This window comes from Gottfriedia sp. NPDC057948, from assembly GCF_042887255.1.
Lineage (GTDB): Bacteria > Bacillota > Bacilli > Bacillales > Bacillaceae_G > Gottfriedia.
Genome location: NZ_JBHVPN010000003.1, coordinates 315,206 through 334,525 on the forward strand (window position 1 = coordinate 315,206; position 19,320 = coordinate 334,525).

General features: G+C 31.2%; 19 protein-coding genes and 1 other RNA gene. 8 read left to right on the plus strand and 12 right to left on the minus strand.

Annotation, left to right across the window (positions count from 1 at the left end; all coding sequences use genetic code 11):
• Nucleotides 1–32 precede the first annotated feature (32 nt).
• Nucleotides 33–344: an ArsR/SmtB family transcription factor gene (locus tag ACFVRR_RS08105; protein WP_387326805.1), complete on the plus strand. Its 312-nt coding sequence runs from the start codon at nucleotides 33–35 to the stop codon at nucleotides 342–344.
• Nucleotides 345–460: 116 nt separating this feature from the next.
• The gene (locus tag ACFVRR_RS08110; RefSeq protein WP_387326807.1) at nucleotides 461–979 is read left to right on the plus strand and encodes an SRPBCC family protein; all 519 of its coding nucleotides are present in this window, start codon (nucleotides 461–463) and stop codon (nucleotides 977–979) included.
• Nucleotides 980–1,041: 62 nt separating this feature from the next.
• Here the strand turns inward: ACFVRR_RS08110 and ACFVRR_RS08115 are convergent, their stop codons facing one another.
• The 3 genes from ACFVRR_RS08115 to ACFVRR_RS08125 all read right to left on the minus strand — a co-directional run bounded on the left by ACFVRR_RS08115 (nucleotide 1,042) and on the right by ACFVRR_RS08125 (nucleotide 3,960).
• The gene (locus ACFVRR_RS08115; protein WP_387326810.1) at nucleotides 1,042–1,503 is read right to left on the minus strand and encodes an RDD family protein; all 462 of its coding nucleotides are present in this window, start codon (nucleotides 1,501–1,503) and stop codon (nucleotides 1,042–1,044) included.
• Between the two features lie 375 nt (nucleotides 1,504–1,878).
• Complete coding sequence (locus tag ACFVRR_RS08120; RefSeq protein ID WP_069031948.1) at nucleotides 1,879–2,082, minus strand: aspartyl-phosphate phosphatase Spo0E family protein; 204 nt, start codon at nucleotides 2,080–2,082, stop codon at nucleotides 1,879–1,881.
• A gap of 363 nt (nucleotides 2,083–2,445) precedes the next feature.
• A complete protein-coding gene (locus tag ACFVRR_RS08125; RefSeq protein WP_387326813.1) occupies nucleotides 2,446–3,960 on the minus strand; it encodes a carboxypeptidase M32 in 1,515 nt (504 codons plus the stop codon).
• Between the two features lie 168 nt (nucleotides 3,961–4,128).
• On the opposite strand from ACFVRR_RS08125, the gene ACFVRR_RS08130 reads away from it, so the two are divergent.
• Nucleotides 4,129–4,749, plus strand: coding sequence for an NAD(P)-dependent oxidoreductase (locus tag ACFVRR_RS08130; RefSeq protein WP_387326816.1), 621 nt, complete (start codon nucleotides 4,129–4,131; stop codon nucleotides 4,747–4,749).
• 27 nt (nucleotides 4,750–4,776) lie between these two features.
• Here ACFVRR_RS08130 and ACFVRR_RS08135 read toward each other — a convergent pair whose 3' ends face one another.
• Together ACFVRR_RS08135 and ACFVRR_RS08140 are read right to left on the minus strand one after the other, a co-directional pair.
• Entirely contained in the window at nucleotides 4,777–6,708 is a 1,932-nt protein-coding gene (locus tag ACFVRR_RS08135) for an ATP-dependent DNA helicase (protein ID WP_387326819.1), read from the minus strand.
• A gap of 230 nt (nucleotides 6,709–6,938) precedes the next feature.
• Nucleotides 6,939–7,865: a Gfo/Idh/MocA family protein gene (locus tag ACFVRR_RS08140; RefSeq protein WP_387326822.1), complete on the minus strand. Its 927-nt coding sequence runs from the start codon at nucleotides 7,863–7,865 to the stop codon at nucleotides 6,939–6,941.
• 171 nt (nucleotides 7,866–8,036) lie between these two features.
• Between ACFVRR_RS08140 and ACFVRR_RS08145 the strand changes: the two genes are divergently transcribed.
• Nucleotides 8,037–8,255, plus strand: a complete 219-nt coding sequence (locus tag ACFVRR_RS08145; RefSeq protein WP_069031943.1) for a hypothetical protein — start codon at nucleotides 8,037–8,039, stop codon at nucleotides 8,253–8,255.
• 127 nt (nucleotides 8,256–8,382) lie between these two features.
• Here ACFVRR_RS08145 and ACFVRR_RS08150 read toward each other — a convergent pair whose 3' ends face one another.
• From ACFVRR_RS08150 to ACFVRR_RS08165, 4 genes are all read right to left on the minus strand, one after another.
• Nucleotides 8,383–9,534 (minus strand): THUMP domain-containing class I SAM-dependent RNA methyltransferase, encoded by a 1,152-nt coding sequence (locus tag ACFVRR_RS08150; protein WP_387326825.1) that lies wholly within the window; start codon nucleotides 9,532–9,534, stop codon nucleotides 8,383–8,385.
• 151 nt (nucleotides 9,535–9,685) lie between these two features.
• Nucleotides 9,686–10,071: RNase P RNA component class B (gene rnpB, locus ACFVRR_RS08155), an RNA gene on the minus strand.
• 78 nt (nucleotides 10,072–10,149) lie between these two features.
• Complete coding sequence (gpsB, locus tag ACFVRR_RS08160) at nucleotides 10,150–10,455, minus strand: cell division regulator GpsB (protein WP_097978859.1); 306 nt, start codon at nucleotides 10,453–10,455, stop codon at nucleotides 10,150–10,152.
• A 76-nt stretch (nucleotides 10,456–10,531) separates the two neighbouring features.
• Nucleotides 10,532–11,098: an SLOG family protein gene (locus ACFVRR_RS08165; RefSeq protein ID WP_387326828.1), complete on the minus strand. Its 567-nt coding sequence runs from the start codon at nucleotides 11,096–11,098 to the stop codon at nucleotides 10,532–10,534.
• 669 nt (nucleotides 11,099–11,767) lie between these two features.
• On the opposite strand from ACFVRR_RS08165, the gene ACFVRR_RS08170 reads away from it, so the two are divergent.
• The gene (locus ACFVRR_RS08170; RefSeq protein WP_387326831.1) at nucleotides 11,768–12,496 is read left to right on the plus strand and encodes a GntR family transcriptional regulator; all 729 of its coding nucleotides are present in this window, start codon (nucleotides 11,768–11,770) and stop codon (nucleotides 12,494–12,496) included.
• 58 nt (nucleotides 12,497–12,554) lie between these two features.
• Here the strand turns inward: ACFVRR_RS08170 and ACFVRR_RS08175 are convergent, their stop codons facing one another.
• Entirely contained in the window at nucleotides 12,555–13,367 is an 813-nt protein-coding gene (locus tag ACFVRR_RS08175; RefSeq protein WP_387326834.1) for a YppG family protein, read from the minus strand.
• A 200-nt stretch (nucleotides 13,368–13,567) separates the two neighbouring features.
• On the opposite strand from ACFVRR_RS08175, the gene yppF reads away from it, so the two are divergent.
• A complete protein-coding gene (gene yppF / locus ACFVRR_RS08180) occupies nucleotides 13,568–13,744 on the plus strand; it encodes a YppF family protein (RefSeq protein WP_082459337.1) in 177 nt (58 codons plus the stop codon).
• Between the two features lie 134 nt (nucleotides 13,745–13,878).
• Here the strand turns inward: yppF and ACFVRR_RS08185 are convergent, their stop codons facing one another.
• Together ACFVRR_RS08185 and ACFVRR_RS08190 are read right to left on the minus strand one after the other, a co-directional pair.
• Nucleotides 13,879–14,130 carry a hypothetical protein gene (locus ACFVRR_RS08185; protein WP_387326837.1) on the minus strand — a complete coding sequence of 84 codons (252 nt, stop codon included), beginning with the start codon at nucleotides 14,128–14,130 and terminating at the stop codon, nucleotides 13,879–13,881.
• 626 nt (nucleotides 14,131–14,756) lie between these two features.
• Nucleotides 14,757–15,767: a DUF2515 family protein gene (locus ACFVRR_RS08190; RefSeq protein ID WP_387326840.1), complete on the minus strand. Its 1,011-nt coding sequence runs from the start codon at nucleotides 15,765–15,767 to the stop codon at nucleotides 14,757–14,759.
• 94 nt (nucleotides 15,768–15,861) lie between these two features.
• Between ACFVRR_RS08190 and recU the strand changes: the two genes are divergently transcribed.
• Nucleotides 15,862–16,473, plus strand: coding sequence for a Holliday junction resolvase RecU (gene recU, locus ACFVRR_RS08195; RefSeq protein ID WP_056466590.1), 612 nt, complete (start codon nucleotides 15,862–15,864; stop codon nucleotides 16,471–16,473).
• Nucleotides 16,474–16,523: 50 nt separating this feature from the next.
• Nucleotides 16,524–19,304 carry a transglycosylase domain-containing protein gene (locus ACFVRR_RS08200; RefSeq protein WP_387326843.1) on the plus strand — a complete coding sequence of 927 codons (2,781 nt, stop codon included), beginning with the start codon at nucleotides 16,524–16,526 and terminating at the stop codon, nucleotides 19,302–19,304.
• Nucleotides 19,305–19,320 lie beyond the last annotated feature (16 nt).

Consider the following 19,320-nt stretch of genomic DNA (forward strand, 5'->3'; position numbering starts at 1 on the left):
CAGGAATATTCCTAATGAGGTATATTCAATTTATGAATTCGACTTTAATTGCTCTTGCAGAGCCGAACCGGTTACAGATTGTCGAACTCTTACGTGACGGTCCTCTATCAGTCGGTGAAATTGCTGAAAGCTTAGGACTTAAACAACCACAGGTTTCAAAGCATCTTCGCGTTCTAAGTGAAGCTGGGCTTGTCGAAGTTCAACCTATCGCCAATAAAAGAATTTATAAACTAAGACCCCAGCCTCTAAAAGAAATGGATTCTTGGATTCAGTCATTCCGTCACGTCTGGGAACAGAGATTCGATCAATTGGACGATTATTTAAAAAAATTACAAGGCAAATAAACTTAGCTTATTCATTGCACACAATTTAATTAGTACTAACTACTATTGAAAGGAGAAATACCTAGTTTTTTAAGGAAGAAATAAAGTAAATAATAAATTAAATGGAGGAATAAATAATGAGTAAAAATACGTTTAATGTAGATGAGCAAGGATTAGTTTTAACAAGAGTTGTTGATGCACCTCGTGAATTAGTATTCAAGGTTTGGTCAGAAGCAGAACACCTTAAAAACTGGTGGGGTCCAAAAGGCTTTGAAATGGATGTAGCAACGCTAGAATTTAGACCAGGAGGTAAATTCCACTATAAAATGGAATCACCAGAAGGATTCGTTATGTGGGGATTATTTGTTTTTGGTGAAATTATTGAACCTGAGAAAATTGTATTTGTTAATTCATTCTCTGATCAAGAAGGAAATATGGTTCGCGCTCCTTTCTTTGAAGTTTGGCCATTGGAAATTCAAAACACTTTAACTTTAGAAGAAAATGATGGTAAAACAACTATTACATTAAAAGGTTTTCCAATCAATGCTACTGATGAAGAAGTTGCTGCATTTATTGCAAATAAAGATTCTATGCAACAAGGCTTTACTGGTACATTTGATCAACTAGATGAATATTTAGCAAAAACATCTTTATAAGATAAAAAGATAAATACCCTTTAAAGTTTGGAAGTAGCTTTAAAGGGTATTTTTTAGTGCTATTAATAATAGACAACCTTCGTTTTAGCGATTAAATCATGCAATGTTTTCCGATCTTTTCGGAAGATAAAAAATAGATCAATTAGATACAAAATTCCAATTGCTTCTATAAATATTGGAAAATTCAGCTGACAACCAAAAGCAAAGATCGAACGTAATGTCATTGTTTTGAGATCAACTAAGTCATCTGTATCCCTTACAACCATAATACTTAATAATCTTTTTCCTATTGTTTGTCCGTTCCAAATATAAGTAGGTACAATGACATAAAATAGGAAAATAAATAATAACGACCAAATTGAATATAAAAACAGTTGCTTACTACTAAACATAAATAAATCTAAAATGTCTTTACTTTCTAACCCAAGTATTAATAACCCCAGTTTAGAAAATAAAAGATTTAACGAGCCATCAATCCAAGCTGCAAACAATCTTCTAAAACGACTTGCCAGTTCGAAATCCATCTAGAACCTCATTCCACATTTTTATAAAAAAAATGGATATTAATCGATATACTCTATTATACTTATGGAATTTTGTTTTTGATTAGTGATTTTTAACTATTTGTATTAATTTTTTTATACAAGCTACGTAATTAGCATTTTTCACTATAAATCGCATGCTATTTTTCTTAAGTCCAGTTGAAACACAAACTATAAACTTCTCGATTTTTTAAACGTCACATAACTTTACAATTGCTACCCTTGTTCTCACAATTTTTATAATAGAATCTATAAAAAATAAATTGAGCTAATTGTTATCTAATTCTTTTTCCTAATAGCTTTCCACTTCGAAAAAAATAAGACCACAAAAAATTTTGTGGTCTATGTACTATTTTATCATATTGGTTTAATATTAATTTTTGATTGCTTAACTGCAACCGTTTTCAACAATTTCTGTAGTTCTCTTAAATCAGTGTCCAACTGATGACGAATCTTTACTACTTCTTGATGATTGTCATTATTTTGATTTTGAGCTTCTTGCAACTTGATTCGTTTTTCTTCAATATTTCGTTCTAAAGATCTGGCTGTCCTAAAAAACATTCAAATTACCTCCTTTTCAAAAAAAGTATGAACACGCTTTCATTTTTATCTATAATACTATAAAAAAAATATCTTAAGACTTTCTAAATGTGAATATTTTTTGAACTTAATTTCAGTTACTTTAAATCTTCAATATTTCACTTAATTAAATTCAAATCTTCTTACTAAGCAATTGTGAACACGCTTTCATTTTTATCTATGATACTATAAAAAAGTAATTTATTAAATATCTAAATATGTCTATTCTTTGAACTTATTAAAAAAACATAAAAAAATAATAACTTGAAATTAATCATTTATTTATGTTTTCTTTAATAATGAGTATGAGGAGGTTCTTAACAACCTCCATCCATACGAATCAGATTAAACTAGATTATACAATTTAGAGTATTTATCTTCTAAGTAATCAATAAAGTATTTTACATTTAACTCTTCCCCTGTAACATCTACTAATATTTCTTTTGGTTCTTTTAGTTTTCCATATTGGTGAATATTAAGAGTTAGCCAATTAACAATTTGATGAATCTCGCCGTTTTTTAAGATCGTTTCAAAATCGCTTAAATCCTGTTTCATTTTATGCTTAAACTGTGCTGCATACATCGCACCTAATGCATACGAAGGAAAATAACCAAAATCTCCACCTGCCCAGTGAACATCTTGAAGAACACCTTCTCGATCGTTTGATGGAATAATACCTAAGTATTCTTCCATTTTATCATTCCATACTTTTGGCAAATCCTTTACTTGTAAATCACCATCAAACAGTTCTTTTTCAATTTCATATCGAACCATTATATGCAATGGGTATGTACATTCGTCCGCTTCAATTCGAATTAATGAAGGCTCACTATGGTTTATTGCTTTATAAAATTCTTCTACCGATAAATTTTTAAAATACTCACCGGTTTTTGCAATTAAATTTTCATACTGAGCTTCCCAAAACTCTTTACTTCTTCCAATCATATTTTCAAAGAATAGTGATTGAGACTCGTGAATTCCCATCGATGCACCTTCACATAATGGTGTCCCTATTAAATTTGATGATAAATTTTGCTCATATAGTGCATGTCCACATTCATGAATTGTTCCAAAAAGCGCACTCATAAAATTATCTTCAATATATTTCGTTGTTACTCGAACATCACCAGGATTTAATGTAATCTGAAATGGATGAACTGTTTCATCTAAACGACCTGAATCGAAATTATAACCTAATTTTACAAGTATCTCTTCACTAACTTGTTTTTGAAGATCAATTGAGATCGGTTGTGACAATTCTTCGCGAATTAGTTTAGTTTGTGAATTTGAAATTTTCGCTACTAATGGTACAAGACTTTTTCTTACTTTACCAAAAACTTCATCTAGCTTCCCAGTTGTCATGCCAGGCTCATAAAAGCTTAATAATGTATCATATTTCTTATCTTTATAGCCCCAATATTCAATGAATTGTTTTTTCATCGCTACAATTTTTTCTAAATATGGTTGAAACTTATTAAAATCACCTTCATTTTTAGCGTCTTCCCAAGCATTTTCACTTAATGAACAAATCTTTACATATTCTGCATATTCATTTTTAGGGATTTTACAGTTTAAATCATAATTTTTTCTACATTCCTTAACAGATTTTTCAATGATTTCATTTAAGTTTCCTGTGTCTATTTCTTTTTCTAATAAATTTAAATAGTTTTCCATTGTACTTGATGTTGTCATTTCAAATACTTCTGCAGAAAGCTGACTGATGACATTTGATCTTTGTTCAGCTCCATTTTTAGGCGCTCCCGTTCTTAGGTCCCAATACATAACATTAATTGCTTCATTATAATTTTCGATTTTCTTTAAATAGTCAGTAAATTCTTCTTGTATTTTATTAATTTCCATATTTACCCCTCATTTCTAAATTTTAGGATGTTAATTTCATTCTATCATAACTTTTCTATTGAATTAATAGTAAGCTTTAAAAGCACTTTCATTATCAGAAATCATGTGCTTAAGTTTATTAAAAGACATAATCAATAAAAATATTGTACAATACAGCAAGGTGATGTTATGAAAATATTATTATTAGGAGCAACTGGAAGAGTAGGATCTTTTTTAGTGGATTTATTATTAGAAGCTAAATGTGAAGTAATTGCTTTAGTAAGAGATGAACAAAAAATAACGATTCATCATGAAGCTCTTACAGTTTTAAAAGGAAATACGCTAAATGAAAAAGATTTAAATTTAGCTTTAGAAAACGTAGATGGAGTAATTTCTGCCTTAAATACTGGAGGTGAAAATATTTTATCTAAAACAATGGGACAACTAATCCCTCTTCTTGAAAAGAAACAAATAGGTAGGATCGTTACAATTGGAACTGCAGGTATTCTCCAATCTAGAGTTGATCCAACCATTCTACGCTATAAAAGCTCTGAATCAAAACGAAAATCAACAACTGCAGCAACCGATCATGAAGAAGCTTATAACTTATTAAATGAAAGTCAGTTAAATTGGACGATTGTTTGCCCAACTTACTTACCAGATGGTCCAATAACTAAAAATATTCGTGCTGAAAAGAATTATTTACCAATTGATGGCCATCGTATTACAACTGGAGATACAGCTTTTTTCGCATTTAAGGAATTTTGCGAATGTAATTTTAGTAGATCTAGGGTTGGAATATGCAATTAAAAAAGCTAGCGAATGCTAGCTTTTTAATTATGATGGATTAACAGGCAAACTGTTTAAGATTTTTTCTTTCGTTTCATTGTTTAGATCATTCTCAATAAATAAAACGATTTTTCCTTTATCTTCATGACTACGGATTAGTCGTCCGATACCTTGGCGTAATCTTAATAACATATACGGCTCATCAATCTCAAAGTAAGGGTTTTGTGCATTTTGACGTTTAGATTGGAATACAGGATCATTTGGCGGGAATGGTAGCGCATGAATAATCACTTGACTTAGTGACATTCCTTGAATATCTAATCCTTCCCATAAATGAACAGCACATAAAGACGCGTTAATATCTTCTTGGAATTTTTGTACAATCGAACTAATCTCTTCTTCACCTTCAAAGTATAAATTGAAGTCCAATTTTTCTTTATCAACTTGCAGTTTAAATTTTTTCATTTCTTGAGTTGAATTGAAGAGAATTAATGTACTTCCGTTATTTTCCTTTAACTTCTCAATAATCTTTTCATTTTTTTCCTCAATTTTGGTTGGGTCAACTTGATTTAACTCTATTTTCATTTGTTCATCATAATCAAACGGAGAATTGACCGAAAATGATAAGTAATCTTTTATCCCTAAACTACCTCCGATATAATCAAAAGAACTATTTTGAGAAAGAGTTGCTGATGAAAATACAATCGGCATTTGTTGATTGAATACTTTTTCTTGTAAAAGCTCATTTACCGCCTTAGGCATGATGACTAATGTTAATTCATTTTGATTATACTCAATCCATTGAATCGCTGTAACTTCATTAATAAATAAATTTAAGCAACGCTCAACATCATCTAAATGCTCATCAACAATATTTAGCTGATATTCATCAATCGTATACATTTCACTTTCAAAGACTAATTCATCACCAATGCTACTAATTTGAGACTTTAGTCTCCTTGCTAACTTAATTAATTTTTCATTCATATTCAGATTAAAACGTCTAGATCCTTCAACTTCTTCGGTATTGTTATCTAATTCAAAAAAGAATTGATCGTACGTTTCTAATGTATCTTCTAGTAACTGTTGGAAGCTTTCACGTGTACCTGATTGCATTAAAAATGATAAAAATGTATTTAATGTCTCTTGTTGCAGACGATAAGTTAACGATTTTTGACTTGCAAATTCAAGTAAGTGTCCTTCATCAAATACTACACAACTAGGATTAGGTAGTAATGGCAATTGACCTTCTCGTTTTCTAGATTCTACCGTCCAAATATGCTCCATATAAAATTCTTGTGAGCATACAATTAGGTCAGTTGCTTTACGATAATGTTCTCTTGATAGAGTTTGTCCACATCGATGTCTTTGTTCACAAGTAGAGCAATCCTGGAAATAATCATATGAAATTGTATCCCACTCTTCATCTGTTAGATCCTTATATTCAGTACGGTCTCCATATGGAGTAAACTTTTGGAGTGTTCCATAATCATTTACAAAGCTTGGTAAATTTTCATAAACCCCTAAAACAGCATCTGATACATCAATTTCTGAACGTTGTAAATCCAATTTCTTTAAACATAAATAATTTGTAGTTGATTTTGCTAATCTAACATCAATTGACAAATTTAAAGCATTCGATAATTTTTCAATATCGCCATTTTTCTTTACTAGCTGCTCAATTAAAGATTCATCAGCACATGCGATAATAGCTGGCTTACCTGTATATCTTGCATAGCATAAACAATATAGCAAATAGACAAACGTTTTACCTGTACCAACACCTGCTTCAGCAAAAATAACTTTCTTTTCCTTAAACGCTCTTTCAACCTGATAAGCCATAAAGATTTGCTCATCTCTTAATTCATAGCCTGCATCTGGTAATAAATCGTAAAAAACGTCCCCAATCCATTCCCCTAACTTTTCAATGAATTGGTCTTGCTTTCCTACCTCGAAAGGTAATTTAGTTGAATGACTCATTGCTACCCCCAAAATGTAAATTAAAAAGAAAAAGTCCTCTTTTGAGAACTTTAATTTTGCAAATTTATTCGATCCATTATATTATTTAAAAATTGTCTCTACCCGCTATCATACAAAAAATGTGAGGGAAAGGCAAGGGAAATAAGGCATGATCACCTAAAGACTAATGGAATTGTATATTTGGAACGAAAATAAATTTGCTTTAAATTCTTAAAGATTTCTAGATAACTTTACCAGCCTTTTGCTTGCTTTATCATTTCTTCAACAATCATTTGAGATTTTAATGCTTCTTCTCCATTGATCGATGGATTTTCATCAGAGTATATACAATTGATAAAATGGTTAATACAATCCTCAAAACCTCTTTGTTTTAATGTTGTATCCCATGATGATGAAAACGAATTATTTATTGAGTTATTTTTTTCTACTTCAAAGTTGTTCATATTTTTTACTCTAATAATCGAACCTTCAGTAATTAATTCTAAGCGCTCAAGATTTGTTCCTGCCATTCTGTGCATTACTGTATTAATAGATGTTCCTTCTATCGATTCATATTGGTGAGTAGCATACTCTAATTGATTAGTATGAGTGAGTTGAACTCTTCCATTAATCAAGTTAACTTCTCCATCTGCAAACCATCTAATCGTATCAACTAAATGTAAATAATCATCCAATATCGTAAACTCGAATGAATTAGACCCAATTTTATTCTCTCGATGTTTTTCAAATCTGATTACCGCTATATTCTTTGCTTGTTCTTTTGCCTGCACATACATTGGACAGAATCGACGGTTGAATCCAACCATAAGTTTTCGATTTAGTTTAATACTTAATTCAGTTAATTTTTCCGACTCTGGCAATGTAGCTGCTAATGGTTTATCAACATATACATCTTTACCTTTATTGAGTAAATACGATACAACCTCAAAATGTGAACTAGTTGCACTATGTACAAATACTGCGTCACTTTGTTCTGCAAGTAATTCCAAACTTTCAAAATCTTGAATTCGGTATTGTGAGCATATTTTCTTACGTTTTTCTTTATTTGGTGAAAATGCACCGATAAAATCCCAGTTTTCTTCTTTTGTAAGAATGGGTAGATATGCTTTTTGTGCAATATTTCCTAATCCTACCATTCCAATACGTGGTTTTTTCATTTTTGATCAGTCCTTTAAATTGGCTTATTTTTCTAGATTTATTGTAACAAATTATCATTTTCCATTTAAAAGAAAAATGATTATATTTCAAAATTATCTAATGGCAATAACATTCGAATTATCGGGAAATCTATAAAATAATGATAAAAATGGTAGTTTGGAGGTGTTTATTTGTACTTATATTCTTTAATTCAGACTAATTTTGATACAAATGATGATATAAGTGTTGTAAGAGACCTTTATTTACTTCAGCATGAAAAGAGTTTCTCTAATGATGAATTCCATGATCTAGTCACACAATATAAAAGTACTGCAGAAACGAATTGGCATGTTGCACATTTACTTGAAAAAAATCATGGATTTAGAATTGTACCTGCAATAAATTTATAATGTTAACAAAAAGAATACAATTTTTGTTCAAGTTTTGTACGTAAAAACTTGAACGAAATACGTTAGTATAAATAAAAAGGTGCCCCAATCGTCTGAATAGACAATTGGGAACACACTTTTAACTTTTTTACTCTTCGATTCTTCTTGGAGGTCTTTTTCCAAAGTATTGATAATAGTCAGTTTTAATGAAACCATTAAATAATTTACGTTTTTTTGTTGCTGGTTTACCGTAAAATTGTTCAAATTCCTCATGACTAGTAAGAACATACACTGACCATGTATCTAATTTTGTAAATACATTCCCCATATCTGAATATAACTTTTCAACGTAAGGTCGATCGTTTAATCGCTCACCATATGGTGGATTGGTAACAACATACCCATACTCAGATCTAGTAGTAAAGTCTTTTACTTGCATTTGTTTAAAAGCAATTGAATCTGATAATCCAACTTCATCAGCATTCGCTTTTGAAACATTAATCATTCGATGATCAATATCTGATCCGATTATTTCAAGTTTTTGATCATAATTAGCTAAGTCTTCTGCTTCTTGTCTTGCTTCATTCCATCTTTTTTTACCAATCCAATGCCAATCTTCAGACGCAAAGCTTCTAAACGATCCTGGAGCGATATTATGTCCAATTAACGCAGCCTCAATTGGAATAGTACCAGATCCACAAAACGGATCAACAAAAGGTAAATCAGCATTCCAATTCGTTAGTAATATTAATGAAGCCGCAAGTGTTTCTTTTAATGGTGCTTCACCTTGATCTACACGATATCCTCTTTTATGTAAGCCTTCACGACCAGTAGTATCAATCGTTAATGTTACGATATCTTTTAAAATAGATACTTCCACTCGAAATAATGGACCATCTTCAATTAACATACCTTGAATATTTTGGATTGTTTTTAATTTATCAACAATTGCTTTTTTGACGATTGCTTGGCAATCTGATACTGAAAATAATTTTGATTTATGCGATTTTCCTGACACAGGAAATTGACCGTTTCTTGGGATAAACATATGCCAAGGTAAGGCTTTTGTTTTTTCAAATAATTCATCAAAAGAGGTTGCCTTAAATTCACCAACACGTAGTTTCACTCGATCAGCTGTTCTAAGCCACAAATTCGCTTTCACAATTCCAGCTTCGTCCGCTTTAAATAATACTCGACCATTTTCAACTACTACATCTTCAAAACCTAGGCTTTTGATTTCTCTAGCGACTAGAGCTTCAATCCCCATTGCAGCAGTAGCAATTAATGTATATTTCGCCAATTTAACCACCTATCTCATTCAAATTAAGAATGTACTTTTCTTTTCATATTTTCATTTTGATTCCTATTTTCATTATGAACAATTAACGTCGAAATTACAAAAAACTCTCCATAGAATGAAGAGTTTTTAAACAGTTTCATCATTTCATATGTTCTGTAAGCCATGTTCTGTACCATTCGTACTTCAAGCGGCTCTCGCCTCGTACTACTAGGTGGTAATCATCTATCTACAGAATAATCTGTCCCTTTCTCTGTTCAATTCCTTTGAAAGGATTCCCCTACCATAATTTGGGTTTCTCACTCGTGGGGTTTACCGCGTTCCACTCCTCTCATTTCTTCGAGGACTACGTCACTGTGGCACTTTAAAGGTAGTAGAACCATATCCATAAAGGACTTAGGTCCGTTCCCTGCCGTTAGCTGATTTCACAGCTACCCTATCTTATGACTTCGATAGGCACGAACACTACAGCCATCGCAGGACTGTGCGAGCATGGACTTTCCTCAACAACGTCTAGCGTTGCAGCGATTACCCGAACATATTGAAACGAACATTTATTAGTATAGTAAATTATACTTAAGTTTGCAATGCTTTCTTAAAATATAAATTAAGTTAAAATTATTCGAATAGTTTACTACCAAAAACATGCTTCTCTAAATTTGATAATCTTTTTAGAACATCAGTATTCGTATTATTAAAAGGTGAAGGCGGAGGTGTAGCTGTGTTTTTTTGATCCTCCAACAATTTTTTATACTTTGCATTTTCTTGTTGTAGGGCTACGATTTGATTTTGAAACGATTCATAATCTTTAATGACCGTGTCTAAGTATTGATCCACTTCCTCTTGATTATATCCTCGCATTGAAACTTTAAATTCTTTATTTAGGATATCTTTTATACTTAGTTTTATTTTTGTTGATTCCATGTGTATCACCCCAAAACATTTAGAAATATTTACCTTCTATTTTTTCAAACTCTTCATAAATTGTCAATTATCTATTCTATAATTCCCTATATTTATTGTCATCATTCTCAAAAGACTCTTCTGCAATCACTTGTAAATCGTCAAATGTGATGATTTCTACAGGATAATTAAATAGTTCATTTTTCTTGTATGCTAAATCATATAAATATATAGGACTACCTTCTTTTTCATTATCGTAAAATAAAATACATCCATCACTTTTACTAACTAAAAATTCATTTTTTGCTTTTAACTGTATTGGAGATTCGTATGGTTTTCTTGAAATTGAGTCGACGTGATCCGCCCCAATTAAGATTTCATTATAATATTCTTTATTTGCTTCATTCCAATTTTTTTCTTGATCTTCGTAGGGTGTAAAAATACCTAACTTTAATTCGGGATAATCAAGTTGAAGCTCGAATACTACTTCTGCGGCCCATAATTCAGTACCCATTTGCCCTGAAATAATAATCCATTCTAGTTCATCTATGAACAAAAGTATTTTATTTTTTATTGCTTTTTTTATGTACTTAACTGCATCGTGTTTATTCGAAAAAATGCCTAATTCAAATGATTTATAACCAGATATAAGTAGTATCTTCATATTACCTCACAATAATAAATTAGGAAGAACTAAAAGTTCTTCCACAAATTAAATTTTATTTTATTAAATACTCAGCTTAATTTCAAATATTTAGTAAACAAATAAAATTGTAAGTATAAATTTATCTCTCAAAAACCATTAATTTAAATAATATTCAAATGTAGAAATTTATATTGAGGGAATCTAATATTTAACTTTGCATAGTAGTCATAAGCTTAGTGGAAATCAACTATTAAGACCAATTTAAGATCAATGTTTCAATATTTGATAGCTGCTCATAGAGGATATTTTATTCCCTTTAAGATTAGTTATTGTGATAGGAATATTATTGTTAAAATTTTTTCGTCGAAATTTTATGATAACATTACATATAAAGCTTGTTTAAAACTCGTAAAAATAATTAATGTTAATGTAATTGTGAAAAAAAATAAAAAAAGTATTTTGTTCAAAATTATCCTCTCCAATATCCTAAATATACTTTAATGTCAACTTTTTTATTTTATTAGGTTTGAACATATTTCACAACAATAAAATTAATAATGATTAAAAGTTTAAATTTTCTGATTTTTTCGAGTATATACAATGATTGCCGAAAGCATTTTATTCCTTTAAAATGAGTTATGAAATCGTTTTAAATATAGATAATTAATGCAATTCAAGGAGTAAAAAATGATTAACAAAAATTCCCCAATACCAATTTATCATCAATTATTAGAATACATAAAATGTAAAATCACATCAGGTGAATACCCTGCTGATGAATTGATTCCATCAGAAAGAGAGTTTTCAGAAAAATTCCAAATATCTCGTATGACCGTTCGACAAGCATTAAATAATTTAGTTCAAGAAGGAATTGTTTACAGACAAAAAGGTAAAGGTACATTTGTTAGTCGTCAAAAAGTTGAAAAAAAAATTAGTAGATTAAATAGTTACACAGAAGAAATGATTGAGAGAGGTTTAAAACCAAGTAGTAGGTTAGTTCAATTTGATATTTTAAATTCTGATAAAGCATTATCCAATATACTAAAGATAAAAGAAAAAGATCCTATTTATTTTATAAAACGTGTCCGTTTAGCAGACTCAATTCCTATGTCGATTGAAAGTATCCACGTGTCATGCGATATTGCTCCAAACTTAAATCAAAGTGTTTTAGAAAAATCATTCTTTGATTATGTAAATGCCAATATTCCAGATCCTATTCAATATGCTGATCAATCGATTCAAGCTAGAATGCCTTCTGAAGAAGAAGCACAATTATTAGAAATCCCGCCAAATTGTCCCGTATTGGCCATTTATCGTACAACATATTTAAGAAGTGGCAAAGTTTTAGAGTACGAATTGACTGTATACAGAGCCGACCGCTACAAGCTTGTACATTCTTTATCTAGAAATGATTAATTGTATAGAAGGTAAATTCTTTATACGATTTAAAAAAGCCAGGAGATCCTGGCTTTTTTTATTTGAATAAAACCCCTATTTGTTTAAATAGTCCACCTACTTGATTCATGGTATTCATCATTTGACCCGCAGTAGACATCATTTTTGGGACATCGTATGAACCTGAACCATTTTTAAATTGATTTAATATTGATGAAAACTGAAATGATTGACCATTATTATTTTGCTGGTTTAATTTTTTTGGTTGTGTTGGATAAGGTGTACTAGGCGCAAACATTGGTGGAGTTGTAAATGGGCCTTGTTGTAACATTTGAGCATGTTGAGGTTGCATTGAATACTGGTGATTTTGAGGGCTGCTTAAATAGTTCGTTTGATTACCGAATTGTGAAGAATTCATTGGCATATATGGATATTGGTTTTGCATCATTCCGTAATAATTAGGATCGTATTGATACCCTTGGTTATATGAAACAGTAGGATGCTGCATTGAAAAGTGTTGTGGTGCTGCATACTGCATTTGACTTTGATCATAACTACCTGTTTGTATTGATGGTCCCCCATAAGATGGCTCAATCATCTGAGATTGTTGGATTGATTGAGTTGATTGTGTTGGTTGAACTGGTTGAACTAGTTGTGTTAGTTGAGTGGATTGTGCATGTTGAGTCTGTTGCGATTGAACTGGCGGTTGTTGTGTATTCATAGTATGGTTTTGGGAAAAGGGTTGAATTGTATTTCCATAATAACGCTGATTTTCATCTGATATTTGATTCATTTCTGGAAAATTAAAATTCTCATCAATCACTTGATTTTGCTTTCTAAACCATTCAAAGCTGTTATCTGAATGATTTGGAGGAAACATTTGAGATCTCATATTCTCACATCCATTATAAGTTTTCTCATTTATAAATATGTTACAAATGCCTAATCTGTTACTTCTATTAGTTTATGCGCTATTTGTCATAATATGTCGGAAGTTTAAATTTTTAAAAAAATTTAAATTTTAAATATTTATGGTACATTTTATTTAGTTATACAAGTTGTTAATTAAATTTTAATGTTGGAGGGGTAATAATGACTTTACAAGAATTAAAGAGCAAGTTTATTTCATCAAAAAGTTTCGAACCAACTGACTTTAATCAATTAATGGACTTTTTACAACAAAATTACCTAAATGGTGAGGTTACTATTCAACATTACAGAGAATTAGTTAAAGAACTTGAACGATTTGGCGCTTGTAAGCCAATTTAGAAATCGGGAATATAATATTATAATAAATAAAGCGATACACATTTACTAAATTGTAAAAGTGTATCGCTTTATTTAATTCCATTATTCTCTTATCCCTTCATTCAAAACAAATATGTTTTACTTATTTATATTTATTAAATATTAAATGCTAATTGTCTTCCTAAAAATGGTGTTGAGATCCAACTACCACCCTCTTTTGCTTGACTTACTTTGTTTTCAAAATGATGAAGATGCACTGTTGTTGACTGGATCTTATTTAAAAGTAAATTCTTTTCTTCATCACATTTTTGATCAATTCTTAAAGCTAAGGAGTGCTCAATAAATTCTACCTCATTTAAAAATTCATCAATTGCTCGAAAAAATTCATCTCTTTGAATTAACTCCATACAGTTCAACTCCTCTTCCTAATTTTCTATACAGAATAAATTCAACAATAGTTCATCTACCTCCTTCCCTAGTGACAAAACTAGAACTATTTCGCTAAACAAAGTGAATAAAGGTATTTTCATCTATAATTTCGACAAAAAAACTTGTAACGTGGAACAGAATTGGGAAAGGTATATTACATGGAGGTGTTTCAAAATGGCAAAAAACAAAAATGAAAAAAAGAAAAAACAAGAAAAAAGTAAAAGTCAACAAACTGGTAATCCAAAATTAGATGGTCCTAATTTCCCTGCTACATAAATAGTAGCAACACTGGTTTTCATAGACATTCTTTTTATTGAAATCGATTTAAAAGAAAAAAGTTAGCATTTGTGTGCTAGCTTTTTTTGTTGAAATATAAAATCGTCAATTGAGAAAACGGAATTTAAGTGAAACATTTAATAATGATAAAATTAGCATTTTTTGAATTATCTTTTTAATGGTTTAAATGTTAATTTTTTGAGCAATTTCATTATTTCAACTAAAAATGAAAATTTGATAATTAATTGACAATGTAGTTTTTCAACAGCATGAGAAAAAAGCCAGCATTTGTTTGCTAGTTTTTTTCGACTAAAATTTATAACCAATTTTATTGAAAAATCGATTTCAATTTTAATAATGAACCAAGCAGCTCTTGCTTTATTAAAAAAGATTGCTTAAAACTATCTCCATTAATAACTTCCTCATATTCATACCATTCATTTAAAATTTTACTATTTGTATACCAATCATCTAGAGCAGTTCGTGTATGAGGAATTATTGGATAAACATCTCTTAATTTCGGATTATTTGAACTTGTAATTCCAACTAACCCTTCATAATCACTTCTACTGCCTGTGTGAATAGTTTGCATGGCAAAATCGATAAATTCATTGTGTAAATCCTCATGAAATAAGATGGAATATAATTGTTTACCAATTTGAATTCTTTTCGTTAAATCTTCAAATTGGTAAACACCAAGTCCATATAGTTCACCATTTCTTGTTGGTAATATAACATAACTAAGTTTTAATTGTTCCTGTAGTTTAAATGCTAAAGAATTAAAAACTTCACTTTTAAAAAATTTATTTTGAATGACTGGTCTTTCAATCATATTTTGTTCATTAATAATTAATGAATAAACTAGCCTTTTCTTATCACGATCCGTCCAATATTTCTCCCATTCAATTTCCATAAAACTAGATATTGAAAAATATTTCAATAAATAAAATAATGGCTTATTATTCACTTTTGAATATTCAAAAAGAAGTAACTGTGGGAATGCATCTAAAAAAATAATCCAATTTGCCCGTTCATATGTCATAAAAAGCTGTTTTCTTTGTTTTACACTTAGTCCATTAACGAATATTTGGTTTTCCAAATCTGTCATGTTATAGCCTGCATTACGTGACACCATACTTGCAAGAAAAGACCATTCGATTTCACTTTGTCTTAAAAAATATTCTTGGTATGCAATCGTTCTGGAAATATTATCAGCATTATATTTAACTGTTTCTTTCTTTATTAAATCAATAAGTTTTGCTTCTTCCTTTGATAAATTGTGGTGCTCTTCTCTTCTTTCTTTTATGAAACCTTTCCAGCTTTCATGGTTTGCATTCATTGACTCACCCCAAGCAATCTGGTATTTTTTTACACGAACATCTGTTTTAGTGCTATAATACAAGTTGTATGTAAATTAAGGTGGAGTTGGTTTTATGACAATAAGTTACCCAAATCGAAGAAATAATGTAGTTCAAAAAAGTCAAAAAAATAACGAAATACAAGTAAAATCAAATAATACTTATAGTAATCGCGGAATGTCCCTTGAAGATGATTTAAATGCTACTAATACGTATTATTTATCAAATAACATCGCAAACATACATAAAAAACCAACACCTGTACAAATCGTAAAAGTAGACTATCCAAAAAGAAGTGCTGCAGTGATTAGAGAAGCCTATTTTAAGCAACCATCAACTACTGACTATAATGGCATCTATAAAGGGAAGTATATTGATTTTGAAGCTAAGGAAACCAATAATAAGACTAGTTTTCCTTTACAAAATTTTCATTTACACCAAATAGAGCATATGGAAAATGTACTGAATCACGGTGGAATTTCGTTTGTCATATTAAAATTTTCATTATATAATGAAATTTATTTTATGAAAGCCACTGATATTCTTACCTTTTGGAAAAGGCAAACAGATGGTGGAAGAAAATCAATTTCTAGAGAAGAATGCAAAGAGTATGGAACGTTACTTAAACCAAGTTATCCAATCATTGTTCCTTACTTAAAATGTATCGATGAACTTTTTGTAATTTAATATTTTCATAATTTCATTAAGTTCATTTGAAAGGCAGGAGAAACAAAAAAATGGCAAAAGAGTATAGTTCACGACAAGAACGAAAACAATTGGAAATGGAAAAGCCTTCAAATGTCAAACCAAAAAAACGTGAAGGTTTATGGAAAAAGATTACTTTATCAATATTAACTTTAGCGGTACTTTGTATTCTCGGAGGTGTTGGAACTTTCTATTATTTAGTAAGTGATGCACCTAAACTTGATGAATCAAAGCTTAAAGTACCTTTATCGTCTACGATTCTAGATAAAAATGGCAATGTTATTGCTGAGCTAGGAACTGAACAAAGAACGAAAGTTTCATATAACGAGATTCCTAAAGTAGTAGAAGATGCATTTATTGCTACTGAGGACGTACGTTTTTATAAGCATAAGGGTGTTGATATCCGCCGTGTGCTTGGCGCAGTTTTAGCTAATATTACTGGTGGATTTGGATCACAAGGTGGTAGTACAATTACTCAACAAGTTGTCAAAAACTCATTCTTGTCTCCACAAAAAACAATTAAACGTAAAGTACAAGAATGGTATTTATCATTCCAGCTTGAACAAAAATATTCTAAACAACAAATTTTAGAAATGTATTTAAATAAAGTTTATTTCTCAAATGGTTTAAAAGGCCGAGGAGTTTATGGTGTAGCAAAAGCAAGTGAAACATATTTTAGTAAAGATTTATCGAAAATTACATTACCTGAAGCAGCTACACTTGCTGGTATGGTACAAAGTCCAAACAACTACAATCCAGCAAAACATCCAGCTGAATCAGAAGCTAGAAGAAATGTTGTATTAAGTCAGATGAAAAAATATGGATATATAACGAATGAACAATATGCTAGTGCAAAAGCAATTCCAGAGAAATCATTAGTAAAAGTTCATGAAAGTGGTCAAACAAAGTATCAAGCATTCATTGATGTTGTTATGGATGAGGTAAAAAAATACGGGGATGCAGATATAAATACAGATGGATTAACAATTGAAACAACTATAGATCCAAAAGCACAAGCTAAAGCAGATGAAATTATTAATCGTGGATCTGACTTTTATCCAAGTGATGATTTCCAAACTGGTTTTGTGTTAACTGACACTAAAACAGGTGAAATTAAAGCAGTAGGTGCTGGAAGAAACACAACAAGTGGTGGTTTAAATTTTGCAACAGATATTAAAAGACAACCTGGATCAACTATTAAACCAATCCTAGACTACGGTCCTGCAATCCAATATTTAAAATGGTCTACTAATCATCAACTTGTTGATGAGCCATATCAATATTCTGATGGGACACCTATTCGAAACGCTGATAAATCCTATAAAGGTAAATTATCGATTCGTAAGGCGTTAATCGGTTCAAGAAATATTCCTGCATTAAAAACTATGCAGCAAGTTGGATTAGATAAATCACGTGAATTTGGAAACGGACTTGGATTTAACTTCCAAAAGGACAGTTTTTATGAGTCTCATGCAATCGGTGGATTTACAGGTGTATCTGCAATGGATATGGCAGGTGCATATGCAGCCTTTGGTAATGGCGGTGTATATATAAAACCACATGCTGTTACAAAAATTATCTATCAAGATAAAACTGAAAAAGTATTAGCTCCTGAACCAAAACAAGCAATGAGCGATTACACTGCATATATGATTACAGATATGCTACGTGATGTTGTTAAGGCTCCAGGTGGTACGGGTGGTAGAGCTAATGTACCTGGTCTGGATATGGCAGGTAAAACTGGTACGACAAACTACCCACAAGAAGTAAAAGACAAATATGGCTTCCCTTCAAACGCAACGCGAGACAGTTGGTTTGTTGGTTATACTCCAGATGTAACTATTTCGGTATGGACTGGATATGAGAAAAATAAAGAAGGTCATTATTTAAGTAAAACATCAACAAATTTAGCTAAATATATTGCTAGAGATATGTTAGCAGCAACAGCTGATCGTTCATCTGAGTTCCATAAACCAAGTTCAGTTGTAAAAGTACAAAACGAATTATATATTAAAGGTGAAAAAATGGATGATCTACCAACACCTGATACATTAGATCCAGCTAAAAGTGTTACAGCGAAATATGATGAAAAAACGAGCAGTGTTTCATTAAATTGGCAGTATCCTTCTGAGTTACTTGCTTCTACTACTTTTGAAGTAAACTATGATATTAACGGTGTTAAAGGTCAAACTCAAAAAGTAAATGGAACATCAGCAAAAATTAATGGTATCGTCGCTGGAAACAAAGTAAAAATTACAATCGTGGCAACTAATGGCGATACTAAGAGTGCGGCGGTTACTGTTACAGTCGATTTATCTACTACCCAAGAGCCTACTACCCCACCAGCTGATAATAATGGCAATGGTAATGGCAACGGTAATGGCAACGGTAACGGTAATGGTAATGGCAACGGTAATGGTAATGGCAACGGTAACGGTAATGGTAATGGCAACGGTAATGGCAATGGCAATGGTAACGGCAATGGCAACGGCAACGGCAACGGTAACGGTACAGGTACTGGCAACGGTGACGGCACAGGTACTGGCAACGGTGACGGCACAGGTACTGGCAACGGTGACGGCACGGGTACTGGCAATGGTGACGGCACAGGTACTGGCAACGGTGACGGCACGGGTACTGGTACAGGTGATGGTGGCGGAGCTGGAGATGGTAATACAAATCCAACTACACCTCCTACTACACCAGATCCAAATAAACCATCAAAACCAACAAATACGAATCCAACTTCGTATAACTCAGATTCATACTCTAATAATCGATTTAATAAGTTGGAACGTAATATCATTGCATAAATTAAAAACCTCCTCG

Bases quoted from the DNA above. Each gene is read 5' to 3' on its own strand.
- ACFVRR_RS08105 (WP_387326805.1), top strand. From the start codon at position 33: ATGAATTCGACTTTAATTGCTCTTGCAGAGCCGAACCGGTTACAGATT.
- ACFVRR_RS08110 (WP_387326807.1), top strand. From the start codon at position 461: ATGAGTAAAAATACGTTTAATGTAGATGAGCAAGGATTAGTTTTAACA.
- ACFVRR_RS08115 (WP_387326810.1), bottom strand. From the start codon at position 1,503: ATGGATTTCGAACTGGCAAGTCGTTTTAGAAGATTGTTTGCAGCTTGG.
- ACFVRR_RS08120 (WP_069031948.1), bottom strand. From the start codon at position 2,082: ATGTTTTTTAGGACAGCCAGATCTTTAGAACGAAATATTGAAGAAAAA.
- ACFVRR_RS08125 (WP_387326813.1), bottom strand. From the start codon at position 3,960: ATGGAAATTAATAAAATACAAGAAGAATTTACTGACTATTTAAAGAAA.
- ACFVRR_RS08130 (WP_387326816.1), top strand. From the start codon at position 4,129: ATGAAAATATTATTATTAGGAGCAACTGGAAGAGTAGGATCTTTTTTA.
- ACFVRR_RS08135 (WP_387326819.1), bottom strand. From the start codon at position 6,708: ATGAGTCATTCAACTAAATTACCTTTCGAGGTAGGAAAGCAAGACCAA.
- ACFVRR_RS08140 (WP_387326822.1), bottom strand. From the start codon at position 7,865: ATGAAAAAACCACGTATTGGAATGGTAGGATTAGGAAATATTGCACAA.
- gpsB (WP_097978859.1), bottom strand. From the start codon at position 10,455: ATGGAATCAACAAAAATAAAACTAAGTATAAAAGATATCCTAAATAAA.
- ACFVRR_RS08165 (WP_387326828.1), bottom strand. From the start codon at position 11,098: ATGAAGATACTACTTATATCTGGTTATAAATCATTTGAATTAGGCATT.
- ACFVRR_RS08170 (WP_387326831.1), top strand. From the start codon at position 11,768: ATGATTAACAAAAATTCCCCAATACCAATTTATCATCAATTATTAGAA.
- ACFVRR_RS08175 (WP_387326834.1), bottom strand. From the start codon at position 13,367: ATGAGATCTCAAATGTTTCCTCCAAATCATTCAGATAACAGCTTTGAA.
- yppF (WP_082459337.1), top strand. From the start codon at position 13,568: ATGACTTTACAAGAATTAAAGAGCAAGTTTATTTCATCAAAAAGTTTC.
- ACFVRR_RS08185 (WP_387326837.1), bottom strand. From the start codon at position 14,130: ATGGAGTTAATTCAAAGAGATGAATTTTTTCGAGCAATTGATGAATTT.
- ACFVRR_RS08190 (WP_387326840.1), bottom strand. From the start codon at position 15,767: ATGAATGCAAACCATGAAAGCTGGAAAGGTTTCATAAAAGAAAGAAGA.
- recU (WP_056466590.1), top strand. From the start codon at position 15,862: ATGACAATAAGTTACCCAAATCGAAGAAATAATGTAGTTCAAAAAAGT.
- ACFVRR_RS08200 (WP_387326843.1), top strand. From the start codon at position 16,524: ATGGCAAAAGAGTATAGTTCACGACAAGAACGAAAACAATTGGAAATG.